This is a genomic window from Sphingopyxis sp. (genome assembly GCF_035998905.1).
In the GTDB taxonomy this organism is placed as follows: Bacteria; Pseudomonadota; Alphaproteobacteria; order Sphingomonadales; family Sphingomonadaceae; genus Sphingopyxis.
In genome coordinates this window covers 101,311-116,454 of sequence record NZ_DASYHG010000006.1, presented here as the reverse complement: position 1 = coordinate 116,454, position 15,144 = coordinate 101,311, and the positions used below count along the sequence as shown (strand labels likewise).

Below are 15,144 nucleotides of genomic sequence, written 5' to 3'. Positions count from 1 at the left end.
GGGGTTGGGCTCAGGCCCAACCCTCCAGCACCTGATCGGGCGGGCGGTGGCCGTCGCACCAGGCGCGGATGTTCGCGATGACCTTTTCGCCCGACGCTTCGCGGCCCTCGATCGTTGCCGAGCCGAGGTGCGGCAGCAGCACCACATTGTCGAGCGCGAGCAGCGCGGGGTCGACCGCGGGTTCGTGCGTATAGACGTCGAGCCCGGCGCCCGCGATGCGGCCGGTCTGGAGCGCCGCGACCAGCGCCTTTTCGTCGACGATCTCGCCGCGCGCGGTGTTGATCAGATACGCCGTTGGCTTCATCGCGGCGATGCGCGCCGAATTGACCATCTCGTGCGTCTCGCTGGTGTGCGGGCAGTGGATCGTCACGACGTCGCTGATGCGCAGCAGCGTGTCGACGCTCGCGTGATAGCTTGCGCCCAATTCTTCCTCGATCGCCTCGGGCAGGCGGCGGCGGTTGTGATAGTGGATCGACAGCCCAAAGGCGCGCGCACGGCGCGCGACCGCAAGGCCGATGCGTCCCATGCCGACGATGCCGAGCAATTTGCCGCCGACGCGGTGCCCGAGCATCGCGCTCGGCGCCCAGCCGGCCCATTGGCCCGAGCGCATCAGTTTCTCGCCCTCGGCCAGCCGGCGCGGGACGCTGAGGATCAGCGCCATCGTCATGTCGGCGGTGTCCTCGGTAAAGACGCCCGGGGTGTTCGACACCATGATGCCCTTTGCGCGCGCTGCGGCGAGGTCGATATGGTCGACCCCGGCGCCGAAATTGGCGATCAGCTTGAGCCGGTCCCCCGCCGCCGCAAGCACATCGGCGTCGATCTGGTCGGTCACCGTCGGCACGAAGACATCGCAGTCGGCGACCGCGGCCTTCAATTGCTCGGTCGAAAAAGCCTCGTCGCGCGCCGACAGCGACACGTCGAACAATTCGGCCATCCGCCCCTCGACATGCGGCATCAATTGGCGGGTGACGATGACGCGCGGGCGTTTCGGACGGGATGAATCGGGCATGGCCGCCGATAGAGCGCGCCGCGGCACGGCGGTCAAGAGCGCGGGCGCGGAAAGAAGCGCGAAAAGCTGGGGATGAACGCAGCCTTTTGCGCGGTGAGCGGTTGAAATGCGGATATGAGTTTGACAAGGCAGAGTGATGACCAGCCGCCAGATATTAGCCGCCGCCGTGTTGATGGCCACCGTGGGACCGGCCGCAGCCCAATCCGATGTCGCATTGCCTTACTGGGCGTCGATCAACGTCGACGAGGCGCGGATGCGCAAGGGGCCGTCGCCCGATGTCCCGGTGATCTGGGAATATCGGCGCAAGGACCTGCCGGTAAAGGTCGTCGCGCGCTTCGAGACCTGGCGCAAGATAGAGGATCCCGACGGGACGCAGGGCTGGATGGCGGCGCGGCTTTTGAGCCGCACACGCACGGCCATCGTCACCGGCGAAATTCGCCCGATGCGCGAGGATGCCAGCGTATCGGCGGCCGTCGCCTATCGCGCCGAACCCGGCGTCGTCGGGCGGATCACCGACTGCAAGAACGGCTGGTGCCTGTTCGACGTCAAGGGCCGCAAGGGCTGGGTCCAGACCGACCATATCTGGGGAGACTGACGCCGCCCCAGCGTCGGAGTGGCTATTTCTTCTTTGGCGTGACCGTCACCACGGTGCCATCATCGGCGGTCGCCGTAAAGCTGCCGTCGGCGCCGCGCTTGCTCACCGCCCAACACATGCCCGGCGTGTCGCCCTCGGGGTCAAAGCAATCCTTGCCGTCATGGCTCGCGTAGAGGCCTTTGACCTCTTTGCCTTTGGGGTCGGTGTCCACATAGGTGCCGTCAGCGTTGATCGTCGTGGTCGCCATCGTTCCGTCGGCCATTTTGACGTCATAGGTGCCGGGCTGCGTTCCCGAGTCGGCGGCAGGCGCAGCCTCCGCGGCAGGTTCTGCGGCAGGTTCTGCGGCAACTTCCTTTTTCTCTTCAGCCTTTTGCGAGCAGGCCGCCAGCAGCGAAATCGCCGCAATCAACGCAAGCTTTTTCATGACTATCTCTCCCCATCACAGAGGAGCGAAGGCTAGGCTGATCGGGGAAGCGCGGCAAAAGAAAAGGGCGCATGAAAAAGCGCCGGACGTTTCCGCCCGGCGCGTCTTCGATCCTTGGCGTTTAGCGCCAGCGGAAGTGGTTGCGATAGACCTTCACCACCCGGCCGTTGCGCTCGTTGACGAGCAGCAGGTCGTTATAGTGGCGGACATAGGTCAGGTTGCGACCGGCCCGCGGAACGCCCCAGCGGCTGTCCCAGGCCGGGCGATAGCTGGGGGCATAATAGTTCGGGCGGAGCGTCGCGCCAACGCGGAACTGCTGATAGCGGAACGGCGCGCGATAGTTCGAATAGCGGCGATCCTGACGCCAATCGCGCTGGCTTTCGCGCAGGTCCTGACGTGCGTCGCGGACGTCGCGATGGGCATCGCGGACATCGCCGCGGTCGCCGTAACGCTGGGCGTTGCGCAGGTCCCGCTGTTCCTCGCGCAGTTCCTTGCGGTCGTTGCGGATCTCGCGGGTCTGTGCCTGCGCCATGGCGGGGACCATCATCGCGGCGATCAGGCCGGCGGTGAGAAATTTGCTCTTCATTATGCCATTCCTTTCAATCGGTCAGGGGGAGGGGATCTGCCCGATGACGAGGATGGAATAGGCGAACCCGTTTGAACGGATGCGGAATGCCCCGTTTATTTTCAGGACATTAGTGTCGCAATTTGTCGCCGCAGAACGACGAAACGGCGCCGTCTTGCGACGGCGCCGTGCAACTTTTCCGGTTTTGGGCCTTAAACCAGCTCGACGGCGACCGCGGTCGCTTCACCGCCGCCGATGCAGAGGCTGGCGATGCCGCGCGTCTTGCCGTGGCGCTGGAGCGCCGCGATCAGCGTCGTGATGATGCGCGTGCCGCTGGCGCCGATCGGGTGGCCGAGCGCGGTCGCGCCGCCGTGGACGTTGATCTTCTCATGCGGGATGCCGAGGTCGTGCATCGCGAACATCGCGACGCAGGCAAAGGCTTCGTTGACTTCGAACAGGTCGACGTCGGCGATGCTCCAGCCGGCCTTGGCGAGCACCTTGTTGATCGCGCCGACGGGGGCGACGGTGAAATCCTTGGGCTCCTGCGCGTGCGCGGCATGCGCGACGAGCTGCGCGACGGCCTTCGCGCCCTTGGCGTCGGCGACCGACTGGCGGCTCAGCACCACCGCGGCCGCGCCGTCCGAAATCGACGAGCTGGTCGCGGCCGTGATCGTGCCGTCCTTCGCAAAAGCGGGCTTCAGCGTCGGGATCTTGTCGGGCATCGCCTTGCTCGGGGCTTCGTCGGTGTCGACGACGACATCGCCCTTGCGGCCCGAAATCGTGACCGGCGCGATTTCATTGGCGAAGGCGCCGTCGGCGATCGCGCTCTTTGCGCGGCTCAGCGATTCGAGCGTATAGTCGTCCTGCGACTGGCGGCTGAGCTGGTACGCGTCGGCGGTGTCCTGCGCAAAGGTGCCCATTGCGCGGCCGGCCTCATAGGCGTCTTCGAGGCCGTCGAGGAACATATGGTCATAGGCGGTGTCGTGGCCGATGCGCGCACCCGAACGATGCTTCTTGAGCAGGTACGGCGCGTTGGTCATCGATTCCATGCCGCCCGCGACGATCAGGTCGACGCTGCCTGCAGCGAGCGCTTCGGCGCCCATGATCACGGTCTGCATGCCCGAACCGCACACCTTGTTGACGGTCGTGGCCTGCACCGACTTGGGCAGGCCCGCCTTGATCGCGGCCTGGCGCGCGGGTGCCTGGCCGAGGCCGGCGGGAAGCACGCAGCCCATGTAGATGCGCTCGATATCGTCGCCCGAAACGCCGGCCCGCTCGACCGCCGCCTTCACCGCAGTCGCACCGAGATCGGTCGCGCTCGCGTCCGACAGGCTGCCCTGCATGCTGCCCATCGGCGTGCGGGCGTAGGAGAGGAAAACGACGGGATCGGTGGCGGTCATATCGAGAGACTCCGTAGGGGAAACATACGTCGGCGGGTCGCTTAGCGCCTTTGCTGCACTTGCGAAAGGGGCAGGGACGAGATGGGTGGCCGGTTTCATCTTGCAACCCGCCGCGCGGCGTGAAAAAACGGCCGCCGCAAAATATGAGGGGAGACGGGTCATGGCGACGGCGATCAAGGATGTTGCGGGCGAAACCGCGCGGATGCACGAGATACTCGCGGCGCAGAAGGCGAGCTTTACCGCGGCGATGCCCGAAAGCCTTGCGGTGCGCACCGACCGCATCGACCGCGCGATCGCGCTGCTCGTCGACAATGCCGAGGATTTCGCCAAGGCGGTGAGTGAGGATTTCGGCCATCGCAGCCGCGAGCAGACGCTGATGACCGACATCATGCCGTCCGTCAGCGCGCTCAAACATGCGAAAAAGCATATGGCGGCTTGGTCGAAGGGCGAGAAGCGCAAGCCGACCTTCCCGCTCGGGCTGCTCGGTGCGAAGGCCGAGGTCGTCTATCAGCCGAAGGGCGTCGTCGGCGTCGTGAGCCCGTGGAATTTCCCCGTCGGCATGGTCTTCGTGCCGATGGCGGGCATCCTAGCGGCGGGCAACCGTGCGATGATCAAGCCTTCGGAATTCACCGAAAATGTCTCGGCGCTGATGGCGCGGCTCGTGCCCGATTATTTCGACGAGAGCGAGATGGCGGTGTTCACCGGCGATGCCGAGGTCGGGGTCGCCTTCTCGAAACTCGCCTTCGACCATATGATCTTCACGGGCGCCACCAGTGTCGGCAAGCATATCATGCGCGCCGCCGCCGATAACCTCGTCCCCGTCACGCTCGAGCTCGGCGGCAAGTCGCCGACCTTCATCGGGCGCAGCGCGAACAAGGACCTCGTCGGCCAGCGCGTCGCGCTCGGCAAGATGATGAACGCGGGCCAGATTTGCCTCGCGCCCGACTACCTCCTTGTCGCCGAGGATCAGGAAGGCGAGGTGATCGACAGCGTCACGAAGGGCGCGGCGGCGCTCTATCCCACGCTGCTCGCCAACGACGACTATACGTCGGTGGTGAACACGCGCAATTACGACCGGCTGCAGTCCTATCTCGCCGACGCGCGCGAGAAGGGCGCCGAGGTGATCGAGGTCAATCCGGGGGGCGAGGATTTCGCGAGTTCGAACGGCCACAAGATGCCGCTCCATATCGTGCGTAACCCGACCGACGACATGAAGGTGATGCAGGATGAAATCTTCGGCCCGATCCTGCCGGTGAAGACGTACAAGACTATCGACGACGCGATCGATTATGTGAACGGCAATGACCGCCCGCTCGGCCTCTATTATTTCGGGCAGGACAAGAGCGAGGAGGACCGCGTGCTGACGCGGACGATCTCGGGCGGCGTGACGGTTAATGACGTGCTGTTCCACAATGCCATGGAGGATCTGCCTTTCGGCGGGGTTGGCCCGTCGGGGATGGGCAATTATCATGGCGTTGACGGTTTCCGTACCTTCAGCCACGCGCGCGCCGTCTATCGCCAGCCGAAGCTCGACGTCGCGGGTCTCGCGGGCTTCAAGCCGCCCTATGGCAAGGCAACCGCGAAGACGCTGGCGAAAGAGCTCAAGAAATAGCTCGCGCAGGACGCGCCGCGATCGACTGGACCGGACATCTTGCGATCGACGATTTCGTCGCGTGCTGGACCGGGTCGGTGGGTGATTCGGTGCCGCACCGGCATTTCGCCGCGCAGGCGGTGTTTGCGCCGGCGCCCGCTGTGGTCCGCTATGGCGACGGGCGGGTCTCCGAAGGGCGCTGCCTGCTCATCGAGCCGAATGTCGCGCACCGGCTGGAAGCCTGTGAGCAGGCGGAGATATTTTTCGTCGAACCGACCGGACGCGCGCAGCCGTCGCCGCCCTTGCGTGACCGCATATGCGCCGCGCTTCCGCCGGGCCTGATCGGGCCGGGCTTCTGGAGCGACTGGATCGACAGGCCGGGACGGCCGCCGATCGATCCGCGGATTGCGCTGGCGGCTGCGTCGCTCGATGCACGCCTGGCCGGCGGCGCCGTCCGGCTTGCGGATATCGCTGGGCCGACCGGCCTGTCCGAAGGGCGGCTGCGGCATCTTTTTGCCGCCGAGATCGGCGCGCCCTTCCGGCGCTATGTGCTGTGGCGACGCCTTCGCGCGGCGATCATGGCGCTGCAGACCGGCGAGGGATTGACCGGCGCGGCACATGATGCGGGGTTCGCCGACGCCGCGCATCTGGCGCGCACGATCAAGCGAATGTTCGGGATCCGGGCCGGCGACGCCTTTTAGCGATATCCACAGCCGCTTCGTTCAATCGCCGCTCGCCTTGTGCCGCTAGATCGAATCCATGACGACAACTTCGAAGGATTTCGTGCCCGCGCTTGGCAGGGCTGGCAATATCGATCGCTATGATCGGGTCATCGCGCTGATGACGCGGGAGAGGCGGTGGCGCGGCGCGTTGATCGATCTGATAGACCCGCAGCCCGGCGAGCGGATCGTCGATATCGGCTGCGGAACGGGGACGCTGGCGATCGCGCTCTGGCAGAAGATGCCCGACGCGGTGGTGACCGGCGTCGACCCTGACCCCGCCGTGCTGGCGATCGCCCGGGCAAAGGCCGCGGCGGAGGCCGCGCCGATCAGTTGGGTCCATGCGATGGGCGATGCACTCGACGATATTCCACATCTCGCCGGGTGCGACCGCATCACGTCCAGTCTTGTGCTCCATCAGTGTCCGGTCGCAGTGAAAGCATCGATCCTTCGCCAGAAATGGCGACTGCTTCGGCCCGGCGGGCAAATGTTCATTGCCGATTATGGCGAGCAGCGCTCCGTCCTGATGCGCGTCCTGTTCCGTCAGGTGCAGATGATCGACGGCTTCGATCTGACCGAGCCCAATGCGAAGGGCTGTTTGCCGGGGCTGATCGAAGCAGCAGGCTTCGATACGGTCACCGAACGGGCGGTGATCGCGACGCCGACAGGCTCGATTTCGCTCTACAGCGCCGTAAAGCCCGGCTGACGAAGAAATAGCTTGGCAAGATGCGGCGCTTCGCCTTAGGGGAAGCGCCGCGCTTTTCGCGCCTGTGATTATGTGCCCCTGTGGTGAAATTGGTAGACGCGCTCGACTCAAAATCGAGTTCCGCAAGGAGTGCTGGTTCGAGTCCGGCCAGGGGCACCACCCACCCTGAGACAATCGTGAGCCCGCGCGGCTAGCGCGATATTTTCTGATATCGCGGGTCGAGGTTGATCGCGCGGCTTTCGTCGGCGTTCGCGCGTCGAAGGTCGCCATTCTCGCGCAGGATGAGGCTGCGGTTATAATAAGCGCGCGCCGATTTCGGGGCATGTTTCACCGCCTGGTCGAGGTCCGCGATTGCGCGTGCACGGTCGCCCTGCCGTTCGTAGGCGATCCCGCGGTTGAGATAGGCGGCCGACAAATCGGGCGCGACGGCGATCGCGCGATCGAATGCGGCGATCGCTTCGTCGAGATTGCCGGCCCACGCCTGCTTCAGGCCGTCGGCAAGATGGGCGTCGGCGCGGCTTCGGACATCCTTTGTGCCCTTGTTCGCCATCTTCCGGCACCGCGTCAGCGTCTGGCTGGGGTCATTGACGGTACAGGCGTTCCAGTCGCCGCGCGCCGGTTTGCCCCGCGGCGCCATCATGGCGCCGGTAACGACGATGGACCCAGCTTCGTCGCGCGGCGCCTCTTCGGCCGAGAAGGCGGTAACGGGGGAGGCCTGTTCGAGCGCTGGGCGCGCGACACGGGCGCCGGTCACCACCAGTTCGCCGTCGGACCGGGCCGCGCGCCCGGCGACCATCGGCGAAGGCGGAGGGGGCGGCGGCGCGGGCGGGGCGAGCCGGGCGGGTTTCGCGGGACCGGGTGCGGGGGCGGTTCCTGCCTCGGGCGCCGCGGCGGGCGTCGAAACCGCGCGGGCGACAGCGGGCGGCGGTGAAGGCGCCGTCGCGGTATCGGCTCGGGCGGTCGCTTCGGCGGTAGCGGGACGCACGACATCGCGCGCGGCAGGGGCGGCCTGTTCGGCGGGGGCGTCGGGCCGGAAATCGATCGTCCACGCGACGGGAAGGCCAATCGCGGCGACGAGCGCGGCGGTGACCAGCGCGGTCGCCTGCGGACGGCGTATGTTCGCCCACCAGCCGCTGGGCCGCGCGGCCGGCTGTGCCGTGCGACCGGGCGCGGCCTCGCCGATGCCGCCGAAACGCGCCATCGCTTCGCCGATCGCCGCCTCGCGGCGCTTCGGCGACGGCGGAGGCGGATGCGGCAGCGCAGCCATGATATCGTCGTCGGGCATCGGCATGTCTTATACGCACAAAATCGAGCCGGTCGAATGGCACGATGATGTCCTGCGATATTGAGCGGCGGGACGGCTGCGCGGTGTTGGCGCACCGCCGTCCCGCCGCGCGGGTTCAGCGGTTCAGCCGGGCCATCGCACCCGCGCTTTTCGCGGCGCGGACAAGTTGCACCAGTTCGTTGCGATAGCCGAAATCGTCGGAGCCGCGCGATGCGCCGACGATCGTCAGCACATCGTCATAGGTCATCGACCCGTTGTAGCGTCCGCCGCGAAGCAGCTCGGCAAAGGCCGCGACCCCGGTCGCGAAGCGCGCATCCTGCGGCGCGTCGGCAAAGCGCGCGAACTCGACGCGGCGGTCGATCAGCGTCGAGATCAGTTCGCTGCGATCCGATTTCGGCAATTTGTACCGGATCTTCACAAAGCCATATTCGCTCGACAGCGCCGCTCCGCCCGCGCGCGGCGTCGGGGTGCTGTAGCGGAGGTCGCCCATCGTGCGAGCGCCGCCGACCGGGACGATCTCGTACAATGCCGTGACGGTCTGTCCCGATCCGACATCGCCCGCATCGACCTTGTCATTGTCGAAGTCGTCGCGGTTGAGCATCCGCGTTTCATAGCCGATCAGCCGGTATTCGGCGACCGTCGCGGGGTTGAACTCGACCTGGATCTTCACGTCCTTCGCGATCGGGAACAGCGTCGAGGTCGCTTCGGTGACCAGCGTCTTGCGCGCCTCGCCCAGCGTGTCGATGTACGCTGCGGCGCCATTGCCATTCTGCGCCAGCGTCTGCATCAGCGCGTCATTGTAATTGCCCATGCCGAAGCCGAGGACCGAGAGGAAAATGCCCTTGCCGCGCTGGCGCTCGATATAGCCCTTGAGCTCGTCCTGGTTGGTGATGCCGACGTTGAAGTCGCCGTCGGTCGCCAGCACGACGCGGTTGACGCCGTTCGGGTCGAGATTCTGCTCGGCCAGCGCATAGGCCTGACGAATGCCCTCGGCGCCCGCGGTGCTGCCGCCCGCGCCGAGCTGGTCGATCACCGATAAAATCTTGCTCTTCTGGCTGGCCGGCGTCGGTTCGAGCGCGGTGCCGGCGCTGCCCGCGTAGGTCACGATCGCCACCCGGTCGTTGCCGTCGAGTTGGTCGAGCAGCAGCGCCAGCGACTGCTTGACCAGCGGCAGCTTGTTCGGCGCGTCCATCGAACCCGACGTGTCGATCAGGAAAACGAGGTTGGCGCGCGACCGCGCCGCACGCTCGACCGAATAGCCCTTGATCCCGACGCGGACGAGCTTGCGCCCCGCCGACCAGGGGCTGGGGAAGACCGCGACGTTCGATGTGAAAGGCTGTTGCGCGGTACGCGGCGCCGCATAGTCATAGGGGAAATAGTTGATCAGCTCTTCGGTCCGTACCGCGGCAGGTTGCGGCAGGACATTGCGGTTCAGCGAAGCGCGGACGAAGGAATAGGAGGCGGTGTCGACGTCGATCGAAAAGGTCGAAACCGGCTCGTCGCGCGCGATCCGGAACGGGTTTTCCTGCGTCGCGGTAAATTTGTCGCGGCCGACATCCTGATAATAGGGGCGCTGGAGGTCGGGGTGCGGCGCGCGAACGAGGGTTCCCGTGACGACCCTCGGCGAGGGCGGCGGCGGCGGTGCGGCGATCTCGTCCGAGCTGAACGCGGTGATCGCCAGCGGCGTGTCATACTGCGGCTGGGGAACGCGTGTTGCGGTGACAACGATCGACGAATCCGCCTCGGCGGCTTCGGCGCGTTGCCCGGTCGCACCGGTTTCGGACGATGGCGATGCAACATCGGGGCTGGCCGGCTGCGAACAGGCGGCGACGAGGGTGATCGACAGCCCTGTGGTGAGCGTCAGGCAGAAACGGGACATGGAGGCCTCCTTGGAAAACAGCGGTGCAAGATCGCCCGCATGTTACTGGGATGCGCGTCGCGGGATTTTCCTTGGCGGCCTTGCGAAAAAAAGTTCACGCAGGCCGATCGTCAATCGCCTGTCGCCGTTCTGGAGCCGAGCAAGCGGCGCACCTCGTACATCCGCCACGACACGGTCGCTTCGGCGATGCCCAATATTTCGGCGGCTTCGGCGTGGGTCAGCTGCTGGCCCGCGACGAGGATCGCGGTGTCGCGCAGGTCGGGCTTCAGCCGCGATATCGCGCTCCTGATCCAGACTTCGTCGTAAAGGTCGCGGCCGTCGGGTACCCGCATCAGTCCCGCCATCACCGCCAGCCGGTCGGTGAAGCCCGAAAAGGCGCGGCGACGGCGACGGGTAGCGCGGCAGGCGTTGAAGACGATGCTGCAAAGCCAGGTTGAGAATTTGGCGTCGCCGCGAAAGTCTGCGAGCCTTTCGGCAAGGATACAGCAGACATCCTGCGCGATGTCGTCGGCGTCGGTCCGCGATCCCGTCATCTGCCAGGCCAGACCGTGGATGCGATCATAGTGCCGCCTCAAAAGCCGTTCGAATGCGCCGCGATCGCCGGCGAGCGCTGCCCGAATATCGGCTTGGTCATCGTCGGCCATCGGTCAGGATCGGGCGCGCGTGGTATCGGGAAACTCTTGCGGCCGGGGCGTGCGCAGAATGTCCTTCCCCCGACAAGCCGATCCTCCATATCCCGCCATTGCGATGGTTTGTGCCTCATTTGATCGGGGAACACCATCGCATAGTGCCGCGGATCGCGGGCGGCAGTGCCCGCTTTCCGGCACCCTCTGCCATCGGTTCGATTTCATCCTTAATGCCGGCGCTACGACGTCGTTAAATTACGCAAAATACGAAACTTGTCCGCGCTTCGCCCGAAGCTGGCCGAGGGTTCGCGAAGCGACGGTTGAGGCCATGTTAACGATCGCGTGCGACATGATTGAATAATAAGCATAATTCTGCTATCCGGTTTGAATAGATTTTGAGTATTTTGCAGTATTTTTCGGGACATACTGCTCCGTACGACGCTGCTTCGATAAGGTAGACGACATGAACCAACATCGCCTCTCCGATCCGGCAGGGGAGCAGGGAGCCGCCGCCGATCGCCGCGGCGGTGATCGGTATCGGACCGTATGGCGGATCGCCAAGGTCGTGCGGAACGGCGATGCGGGCCTGTGGCGCGTACGCAATATGTCCGACCGCGGCATGATGCTTGCGGCCGATGTCCCGATCACCGTCGGCGAAAAGCTGGAGATCGCGCTGTCCGATACCGTGGTGATCCGCGGCGAGGTCGTGTGGTCCGAGGCGGGACGGTGCGGCGTGGCGTTCGAAGAGGAAGTCGATGTCGCCGATGTTCTGAAGCAGCTTGCGGCCGAGCAGCGCGCTACGGGTTATCGCCAGCCGCGGCTGCCCGTCCGGACGCAGGCGCAGGCGGTGACGGACGAAAGCACGAGCAATATCGAACTCGTCGACATGTCACAGAACGGCGCGGGCTTCATTCACGACGGCCATCTGGAAGTCGGGAAAGAATTCGACCTTGTCCTCGCGGGCGGGATCAAGCGCCGGGCGATCGTACGCTGGTCGCGTGCCGGGCGCGGCGGCCTGTGGCTGACCCAGCCGCTCGATCGTGCCGACCTCGAAAGCATCCACCGCTTCGAAAGCTGACCCTTATGATGCGCCGCGGACGATCTTTGCCCAGGGGTTGAGATCGGGTTCGGCGATTTTCGTCAGCCGGTTGTGGTCGCGGTGTTGGAACAATTCGTCGCGGCCCTTCACCATCAGCATGGTGTCGGAGACATAGCTCCACGATCCGTCGTCGTGGAAGTCGACCGTCAATTCGTAACTGTCGGTGCGGAAGGCGAGGTCGAGGAAGGTCGTCGAGCAGATGCCATATTCGGTTTGCCCGCGCTCCGCCTTCACGACGAGCTGTTTGTCGCCGGGTTTCGCGTGCCCTGCCGCAATCGCGATCTGTCCGCGCGGGATCGCCAGCGTTTGCAGGATCAGTCCGGTCGCGGCTTCATAGAGCCAGTAGCCGACCTGGTCGTGGAAGGTGATATCTTCCTCGCGCGTGTTGATGTGGACGTGATAGCGCAGCCCGTAGAATAGCTGCGGCCCGTTCGCTTGCGGGTCGATCGGCTGCATTTCGATCCGCTCGTAATATTTGCGCGTTTCGGGGCCGTCGGCCTTCGGGTTCACATCGACGCCGCGCGTCCCTTCCCAAACACCGGCGAGGCGCAGCAGCGGGCCGAGGTTGGCGAGCGTTTCGGGATCGACGTCTTCGGGTTCGGTGAAGATGTCGTCGGGTAGTTCCATGTTTCGCCCCCAGTTTCCTGTCAGATGTCCTCGACCAGCCGCCCGTATAGCTGCGGCCGGCGATCGCGAAAGAAGCCCATGCCGGCGCGGTGCTTGGCCGCGCGATCGAGGTCGATCGTCGCGACGAGCACCCCCGTTTCGCCTGCGCCGAACGCCTGCGTCATATCGCCCCATTCGTCCGTGATGAAGCTGTGGCCATAGAAATTGGCGTCGCCCTCGATCCCGATGCGGTTCGCGGCGATCACCGGCATGCAGTTCGACACGGCATGTCCCTGCATCGCGCGGCGCCACATGCGGCTCGTGTCGAGGTCGGCATCATAGGGCTCGCTGCCGATCGCGGTCGGGTAGAAAAGCAGTTCGGCGCCCATCAGCGCCATCGCGCGCGCGCATTCGGGATACCATTGATCCCAGCAGACGCCGACGCCGATCCGCGTCCCGAACATATCCCAGACCTTGAAGCCGGTGTTGCCGGGGCGGAAATAATATTTCTCTTCATAGCCGGGGCCGTCGGGAATGTGGCTCTTGCGATACGTCCCCATGATCGCCCCGTCGGGGCCGATCATCGCAAGCGTGTTATAATAATGCGGCCCGTCCTTCTCGAAATAGCTCGTCGGGATCGCGACTTTCAGCTTCGCGGCGAGCGCCTGCATCGCGATGACACTCGGATGCTCAACAGTCGGGCGCGCCGACGCGAACAATTCCTCATCCTCGACCTGACAGAAATAGGGGCCTTCGAAGAGTTCGGGAGGCAGGATGACCTGCGCGCCCTTCGAGGCGGCTTCCTCGACGAGCGCGGTGACGGCATCGATATTCGGCTGAACAGGGCCGGGCAGGGGAAGCTGCAACGCGGCGACGGTGATGGTGCGGGTCATGGCGCGCCTCATGCCACGCGCATTGCGCCGAGAAAAGGCGCTATCGGCATAGCGCCGAAGTCCAGCCGGCGCTTTCGGGGTGTAGCGGGCCTATTCGCTTCCGCTTTTGCTCGTCTTGTCTTTGGATGTCCGCCGAGGAATTTCCCACCTTACCGATTGTACCGATATGAGCGGCCTGACGATGCCGTCCGTATCTGCCTTGGGCCGAAATCCGACCATCCCCATCAGGAGGTTGCACGTCGCTTGATCGAGGTCGGGATGGCCTGCCGACTGAAGCAGTTTGCAGGATTTTGGCGTGCCCGCTGCGTCGATTGCCAGTTCGACCTTTGATACGCCCTCGATCCCGAGCGCCAACGCCGCCGGCGGATATTCATCGTCCTGCCGATATCGGGTTTGCGGGGTCGGGGCTGTCGACGAATCCAGGCGCCATTGCGCGGTATCCGAATAGGCAAATTCTTTCGGATCGCCTTCGGGCGTTCTCATCGGTCGCCATTTCCCTTTGGCCATCATCAGCTTGCAGGTTTCGGCATCGAGGGCGGGGTGTCCCGATGACGAGGTTATTTTGCAGCTTACGGGTCGCCCTTCCTTATCGACCCATATTTCGAATTTTGCATCGCCTTCGGCATTGGCCTGCAAGGCGGTAAGCGGATAGGCGAGACGGAAATAATGCTCGGGCTCTTGCGAGGATTCCATCCGGACAATGTAAGCGTTGCTGCCCGAAAACAGGAAAGACAGGGCGAAAAGACTCGCGATCATCGTGGCACTTGCTGGCTCGAGCAATGGAAGCTGCCGCCGCCGACGATGATCCCGCGCGCGGGCACGCTGACCGCCCGGCGATCGGGGAAGAGCGCGGCGAGCGTATCGACCGCCGCCTGATCGTTCGCGGCGCCATAGGTCGGGACGACGATCGTGCTGTTGCCGATATAGAAGTTCATATAGCTCGCGGCCGCGATCTCTCCGTCGATTTCCACCCGGCCGGGCGAGGGCAGGTCGACGATCTCGACCCCGCCGAACGCCGCGGTGCGCGCGCGGGCGTCGGCATAGATATGCGCATTGGGATCGTCCGGACCATCTGCGACGGGAAGCGCAAGGCGGCCTTCGCCGACGAAGCGCGCGAGATTGTCGACATGGCCGTCGGTATGGTCGCCGACGAGCCCGTTGCCGAGCCACAGCAGCCGGTCGATGCCGAGCGACTGGTGGAGCCGCACCGCGATATCCTCGCGCGTCAGCGTCGGATTGCGGTTCGTGTTGAGCAGGCACTCTTCGGTGGTGACGCAGAGGCCGGTGCCGTCGACGTCGATGCCGCCGCCTTCGAGTACCCAGTCCTGGTCGTCGACCGGCAGGCCGCTGCTCCGCGCGAGTGCGGCGCCGACTTCCTGATCGCCCGGCATGACGAATTTCTCGCCCCACCAGTTGAATTCGAAATTGCGCGCGCGGCGGGCGGCGCCCGTCCCGGCGATGATCGGTCCGGTATCGCGCAGCCAGATATCGCCGAACGGCTGGACGAGGATGCGCACGCCGGGGTCGACGAGCTTCGCGGCGACGTCGGCCTGCCGTTCATCGTTGACGACAAGCCGCACTTCTTCGCCGCGACCGCCGTCATGGACGGCGTTGGCGAAAGCGGCGACGTCGCGCCGTCCGGCATCGATCTGTCCCGACCATTCCTCGGCGAGGTGCGGGAAACCGATCCAGACGGCGTCGTGCGGCGCCCATTCTGCGGGCATTCTAAGCGTCATGGGCGCCGTTC

16 protein-coding genes and 1 tRNA gene are annotated in these 15,144 nt (G+C 65.2%); 6 read left to right on the top strand and 11 right to left on the bottom strand.

What is annotated here, in order from left to right; translation table 11 throughout:
- Positions 1-10 precede the first annotated feature (10 nt).
- Positions 11-1,009, bottom strand: a complete 999-nt coding sequence (locus VGN62_RS01305; RefSeq protein WP_327450388.1) for a D-glycerate dehydrogenase — start codon at positions 1,007-1,009, stop codon at positions 11-13.
- Positions 1,010-1,145: 136 nt separating this feature from the next.
- On the opposite strand from VGN62_RS01305, the gene VGN62_RS01300 reads away from it, so the two are divergent.
- On the top strand, positions 1,146-1,604 hold the full coding sequence (locus VGN62_RS01300) for an SH3 domain-containing protein (RefSeq protein ID WP_327450386.1): 459 nt from the start codon (positions 1,146-1,148) through the stop codon (positions 1,602-1,604).
- Between the two features lie 22 nt (positions 1,605-1,626).
- On the opposite strand, the gene VGN62_RS01295 is transcribed toward VGN62_RS01300, so the two are convergent.
- The 3 genes from VGN62_RS01295 to VGN62_RS01285 all read right to left on the bottom strand — a co-directional run bounded on the left by VGN62_RS01295 (position 1,627) and on the right by VGN62_RS01285 (position 3,993).
- Positions 1,627-2,028, bottom strand: coding sequence for a hypothetical protein (locus tag VGN62_RS01295; protein WP_327450384.1), 402 nt, complete (start codon positions 2,026-2,028; stop codon positions 1,627-1,629).
- 121 nt (positions 2,029-2,149) lie between these two features.
- Entirely contained in the window at positions 2,150-2,614 is a 465-nt protein-coding gene (locus VGN62_RS01290; RefSeq protein ID WP_327450383.1) for a hypothetical protein, read from the bottom strand.
- Between the two features lie 191 nt (positions 2,615-2,805).
- Positions 2,806-3,993, bottom strand: coding sequence for an acetyl-CoA C-acyltransferase (locus VGN62_RS01285; protein ID WP_327450381.1), 1,188 nt, complete (start codon positions 3,991-3,993; stop codon positions 2,806-2,808).
- 160 nt (positions 3,994-4,153) lie between these two features.
- On the opposite strand from VGN62_RS01285, the gene VGN62_RS01280 reads away from it, so the two are divergent.
- The 4 genes from VGN62_RS01280 to VGN62_RS01265 all read left to right on the top strand — a co-directional run bounded on the left by VGN62_RS01280 (position 4,154) and on the right by VGN62_RS01265 (position 7,168).
- Positions 4,154-5,605: a coniferyl aldehyde dehydrogenase gene (locus VGN62_RS01280; RefSeq protein WP_327450379.1), complete on the top strand. Its 1,452-nt coding sequence runs from the start codon at positions 4,154-4,156 to the stop codon at positions 5,603-5,605.
- 77 nt (positions 5,606-5,682) lie between these two features.
- On the top strand, positions 5,683-6,285 hold the full coding sequence (locus tag VGN62_RS01275) for a helix-turn-helix transcriptional regulator (RefSeq protein WP_327450377.1): 603 nt from the start codon (positions 5,683-5,685) through the stop codon (positions 6,283-6,285).
- A 58-nt stretch (positions 6,286-6,343) separates the two neighbouring features.
- Positions 6,344-7,009: a class I SAM-dependent methyltransferase gene (locus VGN62_RS01270; protein ID WP_327450375.1), complete on the top strand. Its 666-nt coding sequence runs from the start codon at positions 6,344-6,346 to the stop codon at positions 7,007-7,009.
- Between the two features lie 74 nt (positions 7,010-7,083).
- Positions 7,084-7,168 (top strand) — tRNA-Leu (locus VGN62_RS01265).
- 31 nt (positions 7,169-7,199) lie between these two features.
- Here VGN62_RS01265 and VGN62_RS01260 read toward each other — a convergent pair.
- From VGN62_RS01260 to VGN62_RS01250, 3 genes are all read right to left on the bottom strand, one after another.
- Complete coding sequence (locus VGN62_RS01260; protein WP_327450373.1) at positions 7,200-8,294, bottom strand: tetratricopeptide repeat protein; 1,095 nt, start codon at positions 8,292-8,294, stop codon at positions 7,200-7,202.
- Between the two features lie 115 nt (positions 8,295-8,409).
- Positions 8,410-10,173, bottom strand: coding sequence for a VWA domain-containing protein (locus VGN62_RS01255; protein ID WP_327450370.1), 1,764 nt, complete (start codon positions 10,171-10,173; stop codon positions 8,410-8,412).
- Between the two features lie 110 nt (positions 10,174-10,283).
- Positions 10,284-10,817: a sigma-70 family RNA polymerase sigma factor gene (locus VGN62_RS01250; protein ID WP_327450368.1), complete on the bottom strand. Its 534-nt coding sequence runs from the start codon at positions 10,815-10,817 to the stop codon at positions 10,284-10,286.
- Between the two features lie 445 nt (positions 10,818-11,262).
- On the opposite strand from VGN62_RS01250, the gene VGN62_RS01245 reads away from it, so the two are divergent.
- On the top strand, positions 11,263-11,877 hold the full coding sequence (locus VGN62_RS01245; RefSeq protein ID WP_327450366.1) for a PilZ domain-containing protein: 615 nt from the start codon (positions 11,263-11,265) through the stop codon (positions 11,875-11,877).
- 3 nt (positions 11,878-11,880) lie between these two features.
- On the opposite strand, the gene VGN62_RS01240 is transcribed toward VGN62_RS01245, so the two are convergent.
- From VGN62_RS01240 to VGN62_RS01225, 4 genes are all read right to left on the bottom strand, one after another.
- Complete coding sequence (locus VGN62_RS01240; RefSeq protein WP_327450364.1) at positions 11,881-12,525, bottom strand: FABP family protein; 645 nt, start codon at positions 12,523-12,525, stop codon at positions 11,881-11,883.
- Between the two features lie 20 nt (positions 12,526-12,545).
- On the bottom strand, positions 12,546-13,397 hold the full coding sequence (aguB, locus tag VGN62_RS01235; RefSeq protein ID WP_327450362.1) for an N-carbamoylputrescine amidase: 852 nt from the start codon (positions 13,395-13,397) through the stop codon (positions 12,546-12,548).
- A 90-nt stretch (positions 13,398-13,487) separates the two neighbouring features.
- Entirely contained in the window at positions 13,488-14,153 is a 666-nt protein-coding gene (locus tag VGN62_RS01230; protein WP_327450360.1) for an energy transducer TonB, read from the bottom strand.
- Entirely contained in the window at positions 14,150-15,133 is a 984-nt protein-coding gene (locus tag VGN62_RS01225; protein WP_327450358.1) for an agmatine deiminase family protein, read from the bottom strand. Before VGN62_RS01225 ends, VGN62_RS01230 begins: the two co-directional genes overlap by 4 nt.
- Positions 15,134-15,144 lie beyond the last annotated feature (11 nt).